The 16236-nt window shown below is 51.9% G+C and carries 22 protein-coding genes and 6 pseudogenes; 6 read left to right on the forward strand and 22 right to left on the reverse strand.

What is annotated here, in order from left to right:
- Window positions 1-20: 20 nt before the first annotated feature.
- The 5 genes from traL to traM all read right to left on the reverse strand — a co-directional run bounded on the left by traL (window position 21) and on the right by traM (window position 2324).
- Window positions 21-332 carry a type IV conjugative transfer system protein TraL gene (gene traL, locus QUE74_RS28015; protein ID WP_000012121.1) on the reverse strand — a complete coding sequence of 104 codons (312 nt, stop codon included), beginning with the start codon at window positions 330-332 and terminating at the stop codon, window positions 21-23.
- Window positions 333-346: 14 nt separating this feature from the next.
- The gene (gene traA / locus QUE74_RS28020; RefSeq protein WP_000340277.1) at window positions 347-706 is read right to left on the reverse strand and encodes a type IV conjugative transfer system pilin TraA; all 360 of its coding nucleotides are present in this window, start codon (window positions 704-706) and stop codon (window positions 347-349) included.
- A gap of 33 nt (window positions 707-739) precedes the next feature.
- Window positions 740-967: a conjugal transfer relaxosome protein TraY gene (gene traY / locus QUE74_RS28025; protein WP_001254381.1), complete on the reverse strand. Its 228-nt coding sequence runs from the start codon at window positions 965-967 to the stop codon at window positions 740-742.
- 93 nt (window positions 968-1060) lie between these two features.
- The gene (locus tag QUE74_RS28030) at window positions 1061-1747 is read right to left on the reverse strand and encodes a PAS domain-containing protein (protein WP_000332479.1); all 687 of its coding nucleotides are present in this window, start codon (window positions 1745-1747) and stop codon (window positions 1061-1063) included.
- A 193-nt stretch (window positions 1748-1940) separates the two neighbouring features.
- Window positions 1941-2324: a conjugal transfer relaxosome DNA-binding protein TraM gene (gene traM / locus QUE74_RS28035; protein ID WP_001151555.1), complete on the reverse strand. Its 384-nt coding sequence runs from the start codon at window positions 2322-2324 to the stop codon at window positions 1941-1943.
- 423 nt (window positions 2325-2747) lie between these two features.
- Between traM and QUE74_RS28040 the strand changes: the two genes are divergently transcribed.
- Window positions 2748-3257 carry a transglycosylase SLT domain-containing protein gene (locus QUE74_RS28040; protein ID WP_000759166.1) on the forward strand — a complete coding sequence of 170 codons (510 nt, stop codon included), beginning with the start codon at window positions 2748-2750 and terminating at the stop codon, window positions 3255-3257.
- 296 nt (window positions 3258-3553) lie between these two features.
- Here the strand turns inward: QUE74_RS28040 and QUE74_RS28045 are convergent.
- Window positions 3554-4375, reverse strand: a pseudogene (locus QUE74_RS28045) (DUF932 domain-containing protein).
- 118 nt (window positions 4376-4493) lie between these two features.
- Entirely contained in the window at window positions 4494-4781 is a 288-nt protein-coding gene (locus QUE74_RS28050) for a hypothetical protein (protein WP_000107535.1), read from the reverse strand.
- 244 nt (window positions 4782-5025) lie between these two features.
- Between QUE74_RS28050 and QUE74_RS28055 the strand changes: the two genes are divergently transcribed.
- Complete coding sequence (locus QUE74_RS28055) at window positions 5026-6036, forward strand: IS110 family RNA-guided transposase (RefSeq protein ID WP_001132300.1); 1011 nt, start codon at window positions 5026-5028, stop codon at window positions 6034-6036.
- A gap of 93 nt (window positions 6037-6129) precedes the next feature.
- Here QUE74_RS28055 and QUE74_RS28060 read toward each other — a convergent pair whose 3' ends face one another.
- Window positions 6130-6390, reverse strand: coding sequence for a hypothetical protein (locus QUE74_RS28060; protein WP_000547943.1), 261 nt, complete (start codon window positions 6388-6390; stop codon window positions 6130-6132).
- Between the two features lie 69 nt (window positions 6391-6459).
- Between QUE74_RS28060 and QUE74_RS28065 the strand changes: the two are divergent.
- Window positions 6460-6632 (forward strand): annotated as a pseudogene (locus QUE74_RS28065) (hypothetical protein); the annotation flags it as partial.
- 424 nt (window positions 6633-7056) lie between these two features.
- Here the strand turns inward: QUE74_RS28065 and QUE74_RS28070 are convergent.
- Together QUE74_RS28070 and mok are read right to left on the reverse strand one after the other, a co-directional pair.
- The gene (locus tag QUE74_RS28070; protein WP_001372321.1) at window positions 7057-7182 is read right to left on the reverse strand and encodes a type I toxin-antitoxin system Hok/Gef family toxin; all 126 of its coding nucleotides are present in this window, start codon (window positions 7180-7182) and stop codon (window positions 7057-7059) included.
- Window positions 7124-7273 (reverse strand): annotated as a pseudogene (mok, locus tag QUE74_RS28075) (plasmid maintenance protein Mok); the annotation flags it as partial. The pseudogene mok and the gene QUE74_RS28070, both read right to left, overlap by 59 nt.
- 21 nt (window positions 7274-7294) lie before the next feature.
- On the opposite strand from mok, the gene QUE74_RS28080 reads away from it, so the two are divergent.
- Window positions 7295-7483, forward strand: coding sequence for a hypothetical protein (locus QUE74_RS28080; RefSeq protein ID WP_001355331.1), 189 nt, complete (start codon window positions 7295-7297; stop codon window positions 7481-7483).
- On the opposite strand, the pseudogene QUE74_RS28085 reads toward QUE74_RS28080, so the two are convergent.
- From QUE74_RS28085 to QUE74_RS28105, 5 genes and pseudogenes are all read right to left on the reverse strand, one after another.
- Window positions 7428-8214, reverse strand: a pseudogene (locus QUE74_RS28085) (plasmid SOS inhibition protein A). The gene QUE74_RS28080 and the pseudogene QUE74_RS28085 overlap by 56 nt on opposite strands.
- The gene (gene psiB / locus QUE74_RS28090) at window positions 8211-8645 is read right to left on the reverse strand and encodes a conjugation system SOS inhibitor PsiB (protein ID WP_000845944.1); all 435 of its coding nucleotides are present in this window, start codon (window positions 8643-8645) and stop codon (window positions 8211-8213) included. Before psiB ends, QUE74_RS28085 begins: the two are co-directional and overlap by 4 nt.
- A gap of 68 nt (window positions 8646-8713) precedes the next feature.
- Window positions 8714-10678: a ParB/RepB/Spo0J family partition protein gene (locus tag QUE74_RS28095; RefSeq protein WP_000117199.1), complete on the reverse strand. Its 1965-nt coding sequence runs from the start codon at window positions 10676-10678 to the stop codon at window positions 8714-8716.
- Between the two features lie 63 nt (window positions 10679-10741).
- Entirely contained in the window at window positions 10742-10975 is a 234-nt protein-coding gene (locus QUE74_RS28100; RefSeq protein WP_000005990.1) for a DUF905 family protein, read from the reverse strand.
- A gap of 57 nt (window positions 10976-11032) precedes the next feature.
- Window positions 11033-11572, reverse strand: coding sequence for a single-stranded DNA-binding protein (locus QUE74_RS28105; RefSeq protein WP_000290857.1), 540 nt, complete (start codon window positions 11570-11572; stop codon window positions 11033-11035).
- A gap of 225 nt (window positions 11573-11797) precedes the next feature.
- Between QUE74_RS28105 and QUE74_RS29720 the strand changes: the two are divergent.
- A pseudogene (locus QUE74_RS29720) lies at window positions 11798-11956 on the forward strand (hypothetical protein); the annotation flags it as partial.
- On the opposite strand, the gene QUE74_RS28110 reads toward QUE74_RS29720, so the two are convergent.
- The 5 genes and pseudogenes from QUE74_RS28110 to QUE74_RS28130 form a co-directional block, all read right to left on the reverse strand.
- On the reverse strand, window positions 11956-12213 hold the full coding sequence (locus QUE74_RS28110; protein ID WP_023147917.1) for a hypothetical protein: 258 nt from the start codon (window positions 12211-12213) through the stop codon (window positions 11956-11958). The pseudogene QUE74_RS29720 and the gene QUE74_RS28110 overlap by 1 nt on opposite strands.
- A pseudogene (locus tag QUE74_RS28115) lies at window positions 12126-12339 on the reverse strand (hypothetical protein). Before QUE74_RS28115 ends, QUE74_RS28110 begins: the two are co-directional and overlap by 88 nt.
- A 25-nt stretch (window positions 12340-12364) precedes the next feature.
- On the reverse strand, window positions 12365-12928 hold the full coding sequence (locus tag QUE74_RS28120; RefSeq protein WP_047088974.1) for a class I SAM-dependent methyltransferase: 564 nt from the start codon (window positions 12926-12928) through the stop codon (window positions 12365-12367).
- Between the two features lie 46 nt (window positions 12929-12974).
- Window positions 12975-14336: a DUF3560 domain-containing protein gene (locus QUE74_RS28125; protein ID WP_000170660.1), complete on the reverse strand. Its 1362-nt coding sequence runs from the start codon at window positions 14334-14336 to the stop codon at window positions 12975-12977.
- Between the two features lie 51 nt (window positions 14337-14387).
- Complete coding sequence (locus QUE74_RS28130) at window positions 14388-14618, reverse strand: hypothetical protein (protein ID WP_000218637.1); 231 nt, start codon at window positions 14616-14618, stop codon at window positions 14388-14390.
- Window positions 14619-15134: 516 nt separating this feature from the next.
- On the opposite strand from QUE74_RS28130, the gene QUE74_RS28135 reads away from it, so the two are divergent.
- Window positions 15135-15452: a hypothetical protein gene (locus QUE74_RS28135; protein WP_179799909.1), complete on the forward strand. Its 318-nt coding sequence runs from the start codon at window positions 15135-15137 to the stop codon at window positions 15450-15452.
- A 146-nt stretch (window positions 15453-15598) separates the two neighbouring features.
- Here the strand turns inward: QUE74_RS28135 and QUE74_RS28140 are convergent, their stop codons facing one another.
- On the reverse strand, window positions 15599-15790 hold the full coding sequence (locus QUE74_RS28140; RefSeq protein WP_001027514.1) for a hypothetical protein: 192 nt from the start codon (window positions 15788-15790) through the stop codon (window positions 15599-15601).
- Window positions 15790-16209 carry a DUF1380 family protein gene (locus tag QUE74_RS28145; protein ID WP_000271768.1) on the reverse strand — a complete coding sequence of 140 codons (420 nt, stop codon included), beginning with the start codon at window positions 16207-16209 and terminating at the stop codon, window positions 15790-15792. Before QUE74_RS28145 ends, QUE74_RS28140 begins: the two co-directional genes overlap by 1 nt.
- Between the last annotated feature and the right edge of the window lie 27 nt (window positions 16210-16236).

The raw sequence follows: 16236 nt of genomic DNA on the forward strand, positions 1-16236 counted from the left end.
TAACAATCCAGGTATCAGTTCTATTTAATCCACTGCCGGAAACACGAATCAGGAACATTATGAAAAATACCGCGAAGCAGGACTGTTGGCATATACCAGTAAACAAGATCCCGTAACCAGGAGCTGCCCCGCCCTTTTTTCAGTTTTTTAATTCCGAAATAAACCAGAACCGCTGCACCAATACCGAAAAGATATTTCGATGTTGTGATACCCCAGCCAATACAGATCGCTGCGGGGATCAGTTCATCCACTGGCAGGCCAAACCAGCGGCTCTGGTTGGTCAGTGTTTCCGGGAAACGATATTTCTTAAGTTTATTCTCGTCTCCCGACATCGTTTTATTTCCTGTCAGAGGCCAACGACGGTCATACCTATAGCAATAAATACAGATATGATGGCAAAACCGGCCAGGAACTTGACGTTTTTGGTCATCATGTACATGACCGCCCCGACCAGCACTTCAGCCAGAACGACCCATTTAACAATACTGGAGTCCTTACCAAAGGTGGCTTTGACGGTGTCATTACCGGACTGCATGAGGTCCTGACCGCCAGCAGCCAGGGCCGCCTGAGGGAAGAACATCATCAGCACAGCAGCCGGGATCACAGCACGAACCAGGCGAAGCATATTCAGACGAGTGAATTTAGAAAAAAACGACTTCTTTTTGACGGGCGCAGAAGCACCCTGAACACTTAAAACGGCGTCCATATGATTCCTCTGTTTAATATTGATAGATAAAAACTAAAGCTCTTTAAATGTTGACTCGCTCTCTTCGGTCACCTCCCTGAAAATTTCTTCGTTATAAAAATCCGGATATCGCTTCAGATGATCTCTCAGGCGAATCTGAACTTCGATAGTTTTACTTCTTCCGCTCCGATCTTTTGCTCTGATAAGCCGGTTATTTGTATCTTCATCGAGATAAACTGAAATTGTTCTGCTTGTACCGGCTTTAGCGTTCCGCCTCCTCACAGATTCACCTCATTCTTAATGGCTAATAAGAGGATGATTGCACAGAAATCGACGAAAAAAAACACGCCAAAAATGGCGTGTCTTATTTAATATTTACTTAACACCATAATATTCACGTATAACATCAATTAATTTTGTGAATTCATTACTTGTTATTAAAGATATTCTAAAAAGATCAAACTTAGCATATCTGGTTTTAACTTTACGTTTCATCGGTTTAATTCTGTCCTCTGATGCACGAATGGTAATACCTAACTCCCTAGCAATTGTTGCATGACCAACACCAAACATATACATCGCAAACACAATTAAAGTACCAGGAGATAGTTCATTCAACCAAAAATTATCATGCGCAACAGCAATTTTTTTCATATAATCATTTTTCAGAAAAAAATGATAGTCAGGAAACAAATTTATCTGCCACAAAACAACTGATTCGTTACTGTCAAAAGAAATATTTTCCATTCTTATCTGATAGATTTCGCCATGAAAATTAAAGCGACGACAAAAAGCTGAACCATGCCCAAGAGACTGACACTCCAGCTCCAGAAAGGATAAATAAACCTCAACCTGATAACGAATATAGCTTTCCCCCGAAAGGGGCTGATCTTCTTTTGAAAATAACTCAATAAATGCACCATTGGCATAAAGTATTTTACGATTCTGATTTCGAACACAGACAGGAACAGGTGAGTTACGATAGATATCCTGAACACTCAGGATATATTTATTTACAGATTGACTGTTACGTGGCCTTTCTCTAGGATCCAGTGCACACATAGGAACCTCCGTTAAGGATTCTATGGACAGTCGATGCAGGGAGGTCTGAACTCCCTGCATCGGCGATTTTTAATATCAAGTTTTAACGTGGCATTAACCACATAATTAATATACCCTTTATGTGGTTAATTGTCATCAAATTGAACCAGATCAAAATCCTGTTATTTTAAGCAAATCAACTTTTAATTCTTTTTTATTCCTCATCATTTTCTGGAAAGAACCTCTCCATCTCAGATGACACCTTATCCCTGATATCTTCGACCATATTCGCATATTCAAACTTTGGATTCCCGGAAACATGAGGGCTTAGTGACTCAATACCTAAAATCTTAGCAACTGTTGACTGTGTTTTTATCGCACATTCAAGAAGTACCTTATTAAACTCAGCCTGATTGAACGCTGACTCTTTACGCTCCATCTGAGCCTCATATACACGAAGCCCTAATTCGAGAAGCATAGTGGATATGCTTGAGAAACTTACATCTGTACTTTTAGCTCCTTCTGCACGTCTTCTTTCCACAATTTCATTTATTTTATAGACAATTTCGTCACTGACATAAGCCTGCACTTTCGCCATATGTATACCTCTTTATTTTCTTATCGCATCAAATTTATTTCACATATAAAAAAATGACAATTCATCGATGAATCGAATCGTGACGCAAGTTACGATAATTACGATTCATGCAGCAAATCACATCACGATTTGAATCTAGAGTCAATTCGCTTTAACTCGTTGTTTTATTATTACTGATTCATCTATGAGTTGTGTTAAATTCATTGGTGAATCATATGTGATTCACCAATGAATCCTTTTTATAATGTAAAATAAATTAAAATACATTATTTAAGACATAAGTTAATGATTCAAATAGCAAATCAGCAAAAACTTGTTTTTGCGTGGGGTGTGGTGCTTTTGGTGGTGAGAACCACCAACCTGTTGAGCCTTTTTGTGGAGTGGGTTAAATTATTTACAGATAAAGTCACCAGAGGTGGAAAAATGAAAAAATGGATGTTAGCCATCTGCCTGATGTTTATAAATGAGATCTGCCAGGCCACTGATTGCTTTGATCTTGCAGGCCGGGATTACAAAATAGATCCTGATTTACTGAGAGCAATATCATGGAAAGAATCCCGTTACCGGGTTAATGCCATCGGTATTAATCCGGTAACGGGATATGGCAGCGGACTGATGCAGGTAGACTCCCAGCATTTTAACGAACTGGCCCGCTACGGAATTAAGCCGGAACATCTGACAACAGATCCCTGCATGAACATTTATACCGGTGCTTATTATCTGGCAATAGCCTTTAAAAAATGGGGCGTCACCTGGGAGGCCGTTGGTGCATACAATGCCGGATTCAGGAAGACCGAACGCCAGAACCAGAGACGTCTTGCCTACGCATCAGATGTTTACCGGATTTATACCGGGATAAAAAGCAGTAAAGGTATCCGGCTTCCGGCCACGAAGAAATCACTTCCGGAAATTAACAGCGTGCAGAACAATTAATCTTACAGACATTGTCAGATACCGGTTATGCCGCAAAAGCGGCATGGAAGGCCACACACAAAAATACCATTTGAGTGACAATACTGACTGGCCGAAGCCCCGCGAAGCGGGAACCCATCTTATATATACCAGGTAACTGCGCAGCCTCCTGCCAGACCATTTTTCGCGGGCACAATATTTACAGACAACCGGAAAGCCAGTTGATGAAATTGAGGTATATCAGACGACACAGCGATGCCGAAAAATGATAATATAAGTAAAGCCCTGAAAATTTTTTCGGGGCTTTACTTATATTATCATGACTTCCACTTTCTGAACTGTTCGGCAATCACCCATAACGCCTTGTTGATTCTTATATCACCATCAATACCTGTAATGGCTCTTGTCCTGGTATTTTTCCCGGAGGCACTTCGCCCCGATAATCCACCTTTTATCATATTCTCCTGAACCCGCTGCCAGGTTGTCCAGAGATCGTTCTGTTTATCTTCCCGACGACGGGGAGTAATTATCTGTTCAGGCGTCACTGGCGTTTTATTTTCATCTTCATACCTGACCATCAGTGCAGCTCTGCCAAATAAATGTTGCTCGTCACTGTTAAGATGAATTTCTTTCATCTCCTCCATATTATCAGTGACCTTATCAAAGACACCGAGCACTTCATACGCTCCCTCGATAACCTGCCCGACAATATCACCTTTATGTGGAACGCGGATTTCGCTAAAATTATTTCCGCACACCAGGCCATTTGTGCAGACAAAACGAAAAATTCCGGGGATCATCTGATAACTGGATGAACCATCATGTGAATTAAGCAGGATAATTTCAGGAACTTCCTGCCCGTTAATATGCCCTTCCCTGCGAAGACGTAACATATGTTTACTGTATTCGCGACGTCCCGAATCACGAACCCGACTCTGACAGGCAAAGAATGGCTGGAAACCTTCATCACGTAACTTATTGATGATATTGATTGTTGGAATATACATATAACGTTCACTCCGGGACTCATGTTTATCACCGGAAAATACCGAAGGCACGAACTGCATTAATTAATCATCCGTTAAAGGACGTTCACGGCGGATGGAATTATACCGACCAAAACGGGAAGCTAATCGCATAACAGCCACTCCTTTATGAAAGAATAAATTTAATAAAAATTTTTTCCGCTTAATATCATCCCTCCCGATCTCCATTAACAAGATTGCAACAATCAGGAGGGATATTCATCACATCCGGTCAGCAGATCGCCCGGATATCGAGGCCGGCACGCTTAATCTGACGCAGGAACTGTTTGAAGTGATCGGCTTCCGCAATGTTGATATGGCGGAACTGCTTATCCACACCCTGACTGAGCGCGTAGCTATAACTGAAGGCCATCTTTTCCGGGTGGCTTTTGCGATATTTTTTCAGCTCAGTCAGGCTGCTGAATTCCAGGACGTCCCACTCTTCCCCGGTGTTTTTTTTCTTCCCGGCAACAAGAAGCGTGTACGACGCGGTGTTAACGTGGATATTTCGGGTACTCATCCTGCTTTCTCCTCTCTCAGGTTTTCAGCCCCCATCATCTTGTATGTAATCAACGAGCGATGATTAGCTACCATCGCATGAAGCGGAGAGAACCTACCCCATCATCTAAGGTAATAACCTTCGTCAACAGCTATAGTCCTCTGCTTCACCTTTCACGCCAGCATTAACATTGAACGGTTGCCAAGAGCTAAGACTCTGCATGAACAAGACAAATTGGCGTGATGGTTATGTGAAAGGAGAAAAAATGCCGATGTACCAGTTAGGTATTGATGTCAGTAAAAACACTCTTGATCTATGCCTCTTACGGGAGGGCATCAAAGGGAGGATCAAAACTCGTAAGCTAAAAAATACTGCTGATGCGGCTAAAGTCGTGGCAGAGTGGCTTAAAAAGCAATCCTGTGAACTGGGCGAAGTTCATATCATCATGGAAGCCACTGGGGTATATCATGAACCTCTGGCTTATGGCCTTCACTTTGCTGGCGCCAGAATTTCTTTAGCCAATCCTCACCGCACAAGGGAATTTGCCAGAGGTATGAATATCCTGACCAAGAATGACAAAGTTGATGCCTGGATGCTGGCTTGTTATGGCTCCCTTAAAGAGCCTGAGGCATGGACTCCACCACCAGAATCTGTGCGGTATCTTAGAGCTCTTTTACGCCGCAGAGACGCTCTTGTTGCAGACAGCACCAGAGAAAAAAACAGACTTGAAAAATCTGTTTTTACAGACAGCCCTGATGCCGTCAGGGCGTCAATTGAAAACATGCTTCAGGAGCTGAGCAATGAGATCGAACATCTTGATGTCCTGATCCAGGAACATATTAAAACTCACCCTGAGCTCAACCAGGATTTCAGACTGTTAACATCAATAAAATCTGTTGGTTACCTGCTGGGATTAAATATGCTGGCAATACTCAAAAGCCATTCATTCGAATCAGCAGAGCAGGCAGCAGCATTCCTTGGTGTAGTTCCGGTAGAAAGGAGATCTGGCACATCTGTAAAGGGAAAACCTAAATTATCTAAAATTGGACCACCGGAGATAAGAACAAAACTTTATCTTGCCGCTTTATGTGGGCTGAGATTCAACCCTGTAATGAAACAGATGTATACGAAGTTATGCCAGAGGGGAAAGTCAAAGATGTGTGCTATTGGAGCATTAATGCGAAAACTTGTGCACTGGTGCTATGGTGTGCTGAAAACGCAGTTACCATTCGACGCTGAATACAACCAACAAAGTCATTATAAAACAACATGTTAATCAACACCATCGGAGCAATACTGAAGCAACATGTTTGTATCTTTTTCCTTCTATCATGGTATTTAACTGAGCATCTGCTCTTTTTATAAAAACTCAGAGAAAATTTCTCCTGAAAATGGAATGTTCAAACATCACATAATTTTCTTGACTAAACACGGTAGCTGTTGAGTTTCGGGAGCCGCGGTTTTGACGTTTTGCGGGGACCTGTCTTTTGTTCCCTCCGGTATTAACCATCACCCGTTTGAGAACCTTCGCCGCAAGGGGCATCACTGCCACGGCCGGAAACGACTGTCCGGGGGCAGACCGCAAAAGTTTTTGCCTGCTTTTGGGCAAAAACTTTTGTGGGATGTGCATTTCACCCCTGGACTGGCGGAGACGGTTGTGGCTGTCTTTGCCCCCGGCGACAGGGGCTTACACGGGTGTATGGCACCGGATACAACAACGGGCAGGCACCCGCCGCAACGACGAAGAGCGCGTGCGCGAAACGGCGTTGCCCCTCACATCCCGGCGGCCTTTTGCCGGGATGCCAGGAGCGCAGGCCACGGCGCGACAGAGGCGGCGCGACCGTTCCGGTCGCTGCAAGCCGGGGGTTTTCACGCATCGGACCGTAGCGACAGCCCGAAACCGCGCCAGCGGGTTCGGCGGAGACTGGCAGGTGCGCCAGCAGCTGCCTGTCGGAGTCGGGCCTGACGACCGGATGCCGCCAGGCAGCCGGGAGCCGAAGGGGCGCCCGGCAGACAGGACAACACTGCAGTAGTCAGAATCAGAGTAGGAAGAAAAAGAGAATAATCACGGGAAAGGTAATGTCATTTCTGACAACTGGCCATAAACAGAGAAGGCGCGTTCATCCCCGTTCCCGAAGGGAAACGGCCTTCCTGAAATCAGGTTGTTCATGCCCGTACAACATCAGCAAGGAGAAAGGGGCTACCGGCGAACCAGCAGCCCCTTTATAAAGGCGCTTCAGCGCAGTCAGACCAGCATCAGCCCTGAAAAGGCGGGCCTGCGCCCGCCTCCAGGTTGCTACTTACCGGATTCGTAAGCCATGAAAGCCGCCACCTCCCTGTGTCCGTCTCTGTAACGAATCTCGCACAGCGATTTTCGTGTCAGATAAGTGAATATCAACAGTGTGAGACACACGATCAACACACACCAGACAAGGGAACTTCGTGGTAGTTTCATGGCCTTCTTCTCCTTGCGCAAAGCGCGGTAAGAGGCTATCCTGATGTGGACTAGACATAGGGATGCCTCGTGGTGGTTAATGAAAATTAACTTACTACGGGGCTATCTTCTTTCTGCCACACAACACGGCAACAAACCACCTTCACGTCATGAGGCAGAAAGCCTCAAGCGCCGGGCACATCATAGCCCATATACCTACACGCTGACCACACTCACTTTCCCTGAAAATAATCTTGTCGTTCAGCCAGTTCACGGGCAATCCGTGTGATTGTTGCCTCATCACGCTGCCTCCCGGAGTTTGTTCGGCACCATCCACCGTTCCATCTCACGGACAGCGTGACCGGCCTCCCTTGCCGCCATACCAGCCTCTGCAATGACCTGCCAGAATGGCATATCCTGCCACTGCCAGCGTTCCATTCCGGCCAGTGACGGAAAACGCTCGCCCCACTGCCAGAACAGGGTTTCCAGGTCATGCTCTGCCACCCGGTCACTCCAGCGTGCATGCCAACTTCCGGCTGTTTCCGGCGAATGGAATGCCAGTTCGATTTCTGCCTGAGCAACCAGCGCCTGGTACGCATGGGTTTTCTGCTCTGCCTCCCTCGCCTGCTGACGGCTGTACTTCTGCATGACCAGTGCAGATTTATGGCGACTGCGTTCCCTGACACGGAACCGCACTGACGGGAACAACCGCTCTGCTGCATCACCGGGAAGAGGAAGGAGGCAGACCTCGCCCTGTGTTTCAATCAGCACATCGATGGCATACAGCCACTGAAGACGGTTGCCGCGCAGTTCTTCTGCGGTCAGGGACGGCATGAAAAATCGCAGGTCAGACAGCGAAATCCTGCGGCTTCCGTTCAGACAGCGGAAAAACGCCCCCGCATACGGATATTCCGCCAGCGTGTTTCCCTGATGGCGGCGTTTTTCCGTCTCCGCCACCGCCCGCCATGCGGCCTGTTGCTCTGTGCTGAGGGGAACCAGTGCCCGTGAACGTACGCTCATGCCTGACCTCCTTCCGCCATCAGGATATGGATGATGTCATTAACGCTGTACCTCTGCGCATCCAGTGACGCCGCCAGTGCCAGTGAATGGCTGACGGCTTCCGGTGCAAACCGCCGCTGCACCTGAACCACCGCAAACGGCTCACCACCGGCATTCACCAGAACCAGCACCCAGACCTGAGAGACATCGCCCGGTGAACATAACGCCAGGTGAAAACGTTCGTGGGCAGGCGTGAAACGGACCTGGACGGGGAAAAAGCCGCCAAACTCGCTGCCGTACTCGCCGTTCAGCGTCCAGTTGTCCGGCGCATCCAGCTCCCGCATCACGGCGTGTGTCAGCTCACGACGTTCATCACTTCCGGCTGCCCGGATATCTTCATATTCCTGTGCGCTCATGGTCTGTAATACATTCAGGGTCAGTTCAGTTTTCATCACGGTATCTCCCTTGCTGCCGCCCCGTCTCCGGCGGGGCGGCGTGATAAATGGTTTATGACTGGCGGTCAGGCGGCTTCTGCCTGGTCGTCACGGTACTCCGTGGTTTCCGTCTCTGCCTGTGGACGTGGTGCACACATCCAGCCAGGCACCCAGCGGTTGTCTTTCATGTGGAACTCTGCATGTTCAGCGGCATCGCCTTTCTTCATCTTCTCTGCGTCCCGTGCGGCACCGGACAGTCCTGCCTCATTCAGGGCTGCGATAATCTGCGGCTTTTTCAGGTGTCCGAAGAAGTTTGCTTTTGTCGGCTGCCACCAGTCGCGCATATGAAAGCCGATGGCGCTTTCCAGCGAATCCAGCGGACTGCGTGACGTGTGACCATACTCACGGATCTGAACACCGTGGATGCTGCACGCAGTGCAGAAACTGAGCAGGGATAACAGCACCTCCTGACTGAGTGACAGGAACGTCGTCATGTCACGTGACCATCCCTCCGGTAACAGGGCAGCAAGACGGGCTTTTTCTGCCATCATCGCCATGAATGCGGCACCGTCCTTCCCCGATGGCGCATCGCTGGTCAGCGCATAATGCTCACATTCCAGACGAATTTTTGCGGGATTGCTGTAAGCTCCGCTGCCAAACACATTCAGGCAGAGCGTCCATGCCAGCAGTGCCAGGGATTTGTCCGGTTGCTGCATCAGTGCTGCCTGGACTGCCAGCGTGCGTTCGGAAGACATTTTCGTCAGCAGTGGCAGACTGATTTCCTCCACTGACGCTTTCTCCTGCACCTGTTCCGTGCGGTCAGCGTCGTCAGCCGCGTCATCTTCACTGCGCAACTGCACACCACGCTGGACACACACATTACCGTAACGCCAGGACACCACCACACCGCTTCCGGCACGCATCTCCGGCGTCCACGCTCTGACCTTCGCCATGCAGCGCATCAGCTTCATTTCTGCTTCCAGCAGGTCGGATTCCTCACACTGGTTTTCCAGCGAGTCGTAACGTGCCATCAGTTCGTTCAGGCGTTCTTCTTCCGCCTCCGTCAGCACCGCTTCCGGCTCCGGCAGACTGCGATATGTTCCGGCATCCTCACGGCAGAAACCGACAGGCTCCATGCGTCCGGCGCACCATTCCCAGCCTTCAGCTTCCCGAAGGTGTTCAGCGACAGCCTGGAGTTTTTCCAGCAGGGCGGCATCGAGCGCAACACAGTCCACATAGCCACCCTCGTCGTCGCTGAACAAGTCAGTGCGCAGTTCATCTGGCGAGAAGGCATCAGCCCCCACGAAGCGGAATTTAGTGTTCCCCACCACCGCCACTTCACTTTCGGTCACCAGACGACGAATGGTCTGTACTTCCGGCTTACCTCCCCATCCCGACTGACAGGCGGCTTCAAACACCTGCACCTGACGCGCGGTGTCGTTCTCCAGCGCCAGCGCCTGACAGTGCTCGGTGGTGATGCAGTCTTCTGCCAGCGCATCGAGGATAACCGGGGCAAGGTCAGCCAGTTTCAGCATTCGCTGAACGTGGCGGGGTGAATAGCCCAGCAAATCACCGATTTGTGCAGGTGTTTTGCCTTCCTGCGCCATTGCGCGGAATCCGGCAATCTGTTCGGCAGGGTGCATATCCCGACGCTGACCGTTCTCGGTCATCGATGCGGCAGTCGCCAGCTCCTGCGGAATGACCTTCACGCGTACAGGCCAGTCAGCCGGAAGGATGTTGCGCTCTGCCAGCATGTTGAGTACTGCCAGTCGGCGACCGCCTGCGGCGACACCGTAACGGTCACCTGGCAGGGCATGAACAACCAGATTCTGTAACAGGCCGACACCTTTAATGGAGTCCGCCAGTTCGCTGACGGACTCCGCAGAATACGGCACCGTGCGCACATTCAGTGGTGATTTAATCAGTGAGGCCAGCGGCACGCTCACTTCCGCCGTCTGCGCCAGCAGGGCAGACAGGACTGTTTCCTGCGTTTTTGCAGGTTTACGGCTGGATTTACGCTCCGTTTTTGTCTTAGACTCTGTAACTGACATATATTTCTCCTTTGACCGGGATGGTTGTATGTCTGCCGGACGCGTTCCCGTCCGGCACCTCTCTTACTTAAGAATGCCGAAATCCCGGATGACATGGTTCATCCAGTACCCGGCACCGTCCTCAAAATTCCAGGTGCGCCAGACCATTGCACCGTTATTACGGACAACCAGGCGAAACTGTTCGCCGTGGTCATCCTCGATAAAGACGTTCCGGTACTGTGCGGCAACGGCTTCGGCATGTTTGCGGGTAAAAGGACCGTCAGGCAGTCCCTGAAGTATTCTGAAATATTCGCTCATCCTCATCTCTCCGGTGATGCCCCGCGCAGGGCGGGGCGGTTATCACAGTCAGGCCAGTCAGAACGGGATATCGTCTGAAAACCCGTAATCCTCCCCCTCCGGCGGTTGCGGCTGAGGCTCGGGCTGCTCGGCCTTACGTCCACGGCCTTTCGTTTTTGCGCCACCTTTTTTCGTACCGGCCTCCGCCTGTGGTTCCGGCTGAGGCTGACCGCTGAACTGTTGCCCCTCTTCCGGCTGAGTCTGAGCACCTGCGGTACGTCCCAGCATCTGCATGGTGCCCGTGGTTTTCACAAGGATTTCGATGACGTAACGGGTGATACCGTTATCCTCCCGGCTACGGGTACGAAGCTGGCCTTCGATGTAGACCTGCACGCCCTTGCGCAGATATTCACCAGCCACTTCCGCGAGCTTGCCGAACAGCACCACGCGGTGCCATTCCGTCTGCTCCCGCATCTCCCCCGTCTGTTTGTCGCGCCAGCTTTCTGACGTGGCCACCTGCAAGTTTGCCACTGCGCCCCCGTTGGGGATGTAACGGACTTCCGGGTCTTTACCCAGACGACCAACGAGTACAACCTTGTTAATTCCACGAACTGCCATGATGTGCCTCCTTCTGTTGATGTTTTCAGCCCCCATCACCCGTTTGAGAACCTTCGCCGCAAGGGGCATCACTGCCACGGCCGGAAACGACTGTCCGGGGGCAGACCGCAAAAGTTTTTGCCTGCTTTTGGGCAAAAACTTTTGTGGGATGTGCATTTCACCCCTGGACTGGCGGAGACGGTTGTGGCTGTCTTTGCCCCCGGCGACAGGGGCTTACACGGGTGTATGGCACCGGATACAACAACGGGCAGGCACCCGCCGCAACGACGAAGAGCGCGTGCGCGAAACGGCGTTGCCCCTCACATCCGCCGGGATGTGAGGAGCGCAGGCCACGGCGCGACAGAGGCGGCGCGACCGTTCCGGTCGCTGCAAGCCGGGGGTTTTCACGCATCGGACCGTAGCGACAGCCCGAAACCGCGCCAGCGGGTTCGGCGGAGACTGGCAGGTGCGCCAGCAGCTGCCTGTCGGAGTCGGGCCTGACGACCGGATGCCGCCAAGCAGCCGGGAGCCGAAGGGGCGCCCGGCAGACAGGACAACACTGCAGTAGTCAGAATCAGAGCAGCAGGAAAAAGAAGAACAGTAGCAGTAGCAGTAGCAGTAGCAGTAGCAGTAGCAGGAACAACAACATCAGTAACAGACAAATGACAGGCATGAAGAAACAGAAGCCCCCATCAGAACGTCCGCGTAATGAAAGGGGCGGCGCGTCAGCGCGGCCCCTTTCAGCGCCGCCGGCGCGCGGTTTTTTCCCGGCGCGGGCAGACAGGCATTTATCCTCCCGCCTGCCCGGCGTCATCAGGCACGCAGACGAATAATCATCGTCGGAACACGGGTATAAGCAAACGTACCGCGTGGCAGCTCCTCGCGGACGTCAGAAAACGGTAACAGCTTCTCCTGCTGGCGCGGCCCGTTCAGACAGACGGCAACCAGCACGCCCCCCGGACGCAACAGGGAAAAAGCCCGCAGGATATGCCGGATATCCTGCCCGTGACTGAACGGCGGATTCATAATAATCCGGCTGTAATACTGCGCCGGCTGCCATTCCATGAAGTCACCATGCTGCACCCTGACACCGTTAAAATTTTCCCGCAGATACCGGACCAGTCCGCTGTTAATCTCCACCGCATCACACATGGCCCCCGGCGCGGTATCCCGAATCGCCCGCAGTATGGCTCCGGTGCCGGCAGAGGGTTCCAGAATGTGATCACGGTTGCTGATCTCCGCCAGTGTCACCAGGCGCTTACAGACCGGGGCAGGTGTCACAAAAAGCTGAGATTCAGCCCGGATTTCAGCAACCGGCGCGGCGTTATCCAGCCTTGCGCGCATCAGCCGGATACGTTCTCTTAACTGACTGTGCATGTCATTATCTCCGTCATACCCCGGGGCTTTTCCCCGGGGATAAGCCTTATTTCTGCGGGATTTCCGTGATTTTCATGTCGGTGATATACACATTCACCAGGCGGAAATTATTGTCCATTGTGCGGCGGTAACGATATGCCCCGTGGTCTTCTGCCTCTGCCACACTGCGCACGGCCTTACAGTCCCGGGGCAGGGCAGCCCACTGTGCCTTTGTCATTTCCCGGAAACCTTCTCCCGGATAGTTGACAACAGGCGGGCGCTTCGCGGCCTGTCTGGCGACGGCGGCCTCTTCTGCCGATGGTGCTTTGTAGTCCGTGATGCGATCGGGCGTCACTTTCATCGTGCCGCTGTACCCGAGAAAACTGTAATTTGGCGTTGTGACTGAACTCACCGCCCCGTTGCTTTTGTTCACACGGATGATGGTCAGCCACTCGCCCCGGCTGAAAACCTGCCCGCCCGGCTCAAAATCCTGTGTCCGGGTAACCACGCCGCCGCTTTCGTCCAGCATGGCACGCTCATAGATCAGGCGGTTCTGATAGTGGTTAACCCAGCGTTGCTGACGCTGAATCTGCCGTTCATGACAGCGGATCGCAATTTCGCGGGCCTGCTCCGTGGTGATGATGTCATCATCCAGGGCCGACCATAACGATCGACTTCCTTCATACTGGCTTTTTTCTGCCGGGCGCGGATACGTATCCAGCGGGAAACAGGCGCTGATATGGTCATGACTGCTGATGAGTTTTGCCATATTCAGATCCAGCGATTCAGCCCGCCACATCGTCAGATATTTCTGCGACTGCGCGATGGTCTTTTCAGACTTGTGCAAATCAGCTTCGATTTTTTTGATACGACGCCAGCGAACGTCCGGACGTTCTTTATACTTCGCGTGAAGCAGTGCCGACCGCGCCCGCTCTTCCCAGTATTCCGCACGTTCAAAGAGCATCACGGCACGTTTCATGCCGTTTTCAATACGCTGCGCATCACGACGGGCGCGGCGTTCACTGTGATGCCCCACAAGAATGGGCTGACCGGGCGGGATCATCGCGGCCAGTCTTTCCACTTCATCAAGTGCCTGTGCGGATTCACTGGCCCGCTTTCCGCTGTATCCGGTAAACCGCTCCGCCCGTGCTTCCTGACGTTCAGCGAGCGTGCTGTCTTCATCCTCAATCTCTCCGGCAAGTGAGAGGAGCACGTCTTCCCGGCCCGGTGTCCAGGCTGGCGCCACAAACAGCGCCTGTTTGGGTGCCCAGCGGAAACCGGCATCATGAACTTTTTTATACGTCTCCGGGTCAAGACGTGACGCGGCATACAGGCGCAGTTTGTTGTCATCCGGTGAGTAGGTCGCGCGGTACATCTGCACAGGGCTGGCGGCTTCCGGGGCGGTCATGGTGATTGCTGCTAATGTCATAAAATGTTCTCCTTCCGTCTGTTGCCGCCCCTCGCGGGGCGGCTCACCTCATCAGTTAAAAGCGCGTTTCAGTTCGAGTGTGCGGAGCACCTGCCCGAAGGCCGTGTTTTTCATGGCGGGGATGTGTACACCACGCCCCCGGTGAAAACTCCGGGCTATGTGTCGCCCGAAGGCTTTCAGCACGGGGGCAATTTCCGGCGCGGGGATGTCTTCGCGTCTGAAACGGGGATGACGGCGGGGCTTTACAGCCGCTGCGGAAGGTGAAACAATACTGACTGTCATAAATGAATCTCCTTATGGCACAGGTTAGTGAAGCCGTGAAAATCGATTGCGGCGATTTCTACGGCGTGGATTAAGCAGGTCCCGGACCTGCTTTTTTCATATCTGCGTCTGACGTTCTCCGGTGTTTTCCTCCTTCTGTTCCTGCGTTCTCATTACCTGCCAGCCGGATGACTGACAGAGCGAATAAATGCGTATTGCCGGAGCCTTAAATAAATCCTGATTTTTAAAGAACATCACCCGTTGAGTTTCGGGAGCCGCGGTTTTGACGTTTCGCGGGAACCTGCTGCTGTATTCCCTGTGGTATGAACTTCACCCGTTTGAGAACCTTCGCCGCAAGGGGCATCACTGCCACGGCCTGACGCACCTGTCCTGGGCAGAACGCAAAATTTTTTACCGGGTTTTGGGTAAAAAATTTTGTGGGCTGTTCATTTACCCTGGACAGTCAGTGCGGCAGGTTGTGGCTGTCTATGCCCCCGGCGACAGGGACTCATACGGGTGTGTGGCACCAGGCAGGCAATGAGCAGGGACCCGCCGCAACGACGTGAAGCGCGTGCGCGAAACGGCGTTGCGCCTTACATCCCGGTGTCTTTTTGCCGGGATGCCGGGAGCGCAGGCCACGGCGCGACAGAGGCGGCGCGACCGGAACGGTCGCTGCAAGCCAGGGTTTCGCGTCAGGGGTGGAAGCCCGCCAGGGCGGAGACAGCTCCGCTGGCTCCGTTCACGACAGCCCGCCCCGCCAGGGGGACGCCCGGGAAAGCCATAAACAGGAGAGGAACGGAAATAAGAAGAGGAAGAAGAAGAACAGTAACAGGCACGGTAACCACAGAAAAATAACATCAGAAAAAAATATTCCGGACACATCACAAACGGGAAGGGTAACGGGCTACGCGCCAGCGTGGCCCGCTTCCCTTCCGGCAGGCGCCAGCCTGCCAGGGGTTTTCGCGCGGGCTGACAGGCGGCCTCCACCGCCTGCCCCTGTATCACCTGTGCCTGCTGCCCTGAAGGATGTAGTGACCACCGAGGAAAACCGCCTGCTGATTCGCCACAAAATCACAGATTTCATCAACAATCTGCGCGGTGGTGAGCGGTTTCTGCCCCATTTCACGACGCCGCGCATTAATCACGGCCCTGTAATTACGCAGAATTTCGCGGGTTTCCGTGCTGATATTCATTACCCGTTCTCCCCGTCCAGCGCCTGACGCATCACCCGCATAATCTCACGTTCTTCCCTGACAAATGCGTCACCGTCGCCCCCGTTCTCGCTCCCTACAGCATGGAGGCGATAAATTTCACTACCAGCCATCACCATCACTTTTTCCAGCAGCACCGCAGGGACTGTTACAAGACGGTTTACGCGCTTTTCCTCCATCAGTTCATTGACAATATCGGAAACAACTCTGTCACATGCGCCATATACAAAAGCATCGTCCAGCCGCTGCATGACGGTTTCCAGCTCATCGTCTGACAGGTTCCAGTCCCGGGCTATGTGGCGCACATCCCCGCGGGTCAGCACCACGGCAAAAACGCATTCACTGTCCGGCACGTCTGTATCCAGTACATCGCGGATAACTTCTTTAACAGTACAGTACATGTTCTCGTCTCCTTTACAGGGGCGGCA

The organism is Escherichia sp. 10290 (assembly GCF_030295155.1).
In the GTDB taxonomy this organism is placed as follows: Bacteria; Pseudomonadota; Gammaproteobacteria; order Enterobacterales; family Enterobacteriaceae; genus Escherichia; species Escherichia coli_F.